The sequence below is a fragment of the Cryobacterium sp. 10I1 genome (assembly GCF_035019805.1).
GTDB lineage: Bacteria > Actinomycetota > Actinomycetes > Actinomycetales > Microbacteriaceae > Cryobacterium > Cryobacterium glucosi.
In genome coordinates this window covers 1-1,885 of record NZ_JASJVF010000405.1, presented here as the reverse complement: position 1 = coordinate 1,885, position 1,885 = coordinate 1, and the positions used below count along the sequence as shown (strand labels likewise).

The 1,885-nt window shown below is 71.8% G+C and carries 1 protein-coding gene and 1 pseudogene; both read right to left on the bottom strand.

Annotated elements, in window-relative coordinates:
* Window positions 1-70: 70 nt before the first annotated feature.
* A pseudogene (locus QN345_RS18520) lies at window positions 71-1,222 on the bottom strand (dihydrolipoyl dehydrogenase family protein); the annotation flags it as partial.
* Between the two features lie 31 nt (window positions 1,223-1,253).
* Window positions 1,254-1,885 (bottom strand): crotonase/enoyl-CoA hydratase family protein (locus QN345_RS18515; protein ID WP_323509054.1); only part of this gene is annotated, 632 nt, incomplete at its 5' end.

Sequence of the window (1,885 nt, the reverse complement as noted above, 5' to 3'; positions counted from 1 at the left end):
AGTTCGCTTTCGACGATGATCGTGCTCAGCCCGCCCTGAACGGTGCGGTCTGCGACATTCTCTCCGACGGCGCCGCCTGGCTGAGCCCGACCGAGGCGACCTCGGGATCGGTGAAGGTGACCTGGGGGACGGCGGAGTTGTCTGCGGTGGCGACGTGGGTGCCCCAGGGGGAGTCGTCGACGGCCCGGCCGGAGGCGCGGGCGACGATCACGTCGCCCGCCGCCCTCGCCTGGTACTTGCCCTGGTGGGTGAGGAGGGCCCGATGCGTGACATCGCCGGTCGCGTACAGCCAGTCGCCGGCGAGGTCCGCCGCGTCGCCCTGAACGAGCAGGGTGTCGTCTACGGTCAGCCAGCCGCCGTCGGGAAGCCCGACGGACGCGAGCCCGAGGTCGTCGGTGCGCGGTGCGCGACCCGTCGCGACGAGGACCTCTGTCGCGGTGACGGTTCCACCGCTCGCGAGGGTGAGTACGACGTCGCCGTCGGCAGAGCGCATCGCGAGAACGGGAGCCTCGCCGGTCAGAACCGTCGCTCCCGCCGCGCGCAGGGCCTCGATGACGAGTTCGCCGGCGAACGGTTCTTCCTTGCCGAGGAGGGAATGGCGCACGATGAGCGTGACCCGGGCGCCGAGCGACGTGTACGCCGTGGCCATTTCGGCCGCGGTGACACCGCCGCCGATGATGGCGAGGCTCTCCGGGATGTGCTGGACGCTCGTGGCCTCGCGGCTGGTCCAGGGGTCGACGGTGCCGATCCCTGGGATGTCGGGCAGCACGGCGGAGGACCCGGTGCTCACCACGACGGCGTGCCGGGCCGTGAGCACAGTCGTCGTTCCGTCCGTGCCGGTGACGGTCACCTCGCGCACGCCGCTGAGGCGGGCATGCCCGCGGACGAGGGCGATTCCCGCGGAGTCGAGCCAGCCGACCTGGCCGTCGTCCGCCCAGTGGCTCGTGAACGAGTCCCGGCGACGCAGCACGGCGGCGACGTCGAGCTCACCGGTCGCGGCCTCGGCGGCTCCGCCGACCCGGCGTGCGACGGAGAGTGCCGCTCCGCTCCGCAGCAGGGCCTTGGACGGCATGCACGCCCAGTACGAGCACTCGCCCCCGACGAGTTCGCTTTCGACGATGATCGTGCTCAGCCCGCCCTGAACGGTGCGGTCTGCGACATTCTCTCCGACGGCGCCGCCGCCGATCACAATGACGTCGTAGGTCGTGGTCTGGTCGTTCATGGTGTCTCCTGTCGTCGATGAGTCACGTGGTTCAGCGCCCCACGAATTCCGCGGCGGTTCTGGTGCGGAATGCTTCCATGCCGATCCGGGCATCCTCGCTCGCGGCGAGCACGCCGAGGGTCGGCTGCAGCCCGGCCTCCGCGACGGCATCGCCGAGTCGCACGGCGTCTCGCGCACTCGCGAGGGTCGCCTGCACCGCGAGCGGGGCCTGGGCGGCGATCCGCCCGGCGAGCTCGAGCGCCCGGTCGAACTCGGTGCCGTCGGGGACGACCTCCTGCACGAGCCCGATCCGCAGGGCCTCCGCGGCATCGAACATGTCACCGGTGAGGATCCAGCGCATCGCATTGCCCCAGCCGACCGCGCGGGGGAACCGGATCGTGGCTCCGCCGAACGGCAGGATGCCGCGGGCCACCTCGATCTGCCCGAACCGCGTCGAGGCGGCAGCGACCGAGATCTCGCTCGCGAGCATGAGCTCGATCCCGAGTGTGAGGCAGGTGCCCTGCACGGCCATCACCACCGGCTTCGAGACCGCTCGGCCGTCGACCTGCCAGGGGTTGACCCCGCCGTCCGGCACCATGTCGATGCCGTCCGGGCCGAGGCGCGGGCCGATGTCGGCGAGGTCGAGGCCGGCCGTGAAGTGCTCGCCGACGGCGTAGACGAGGC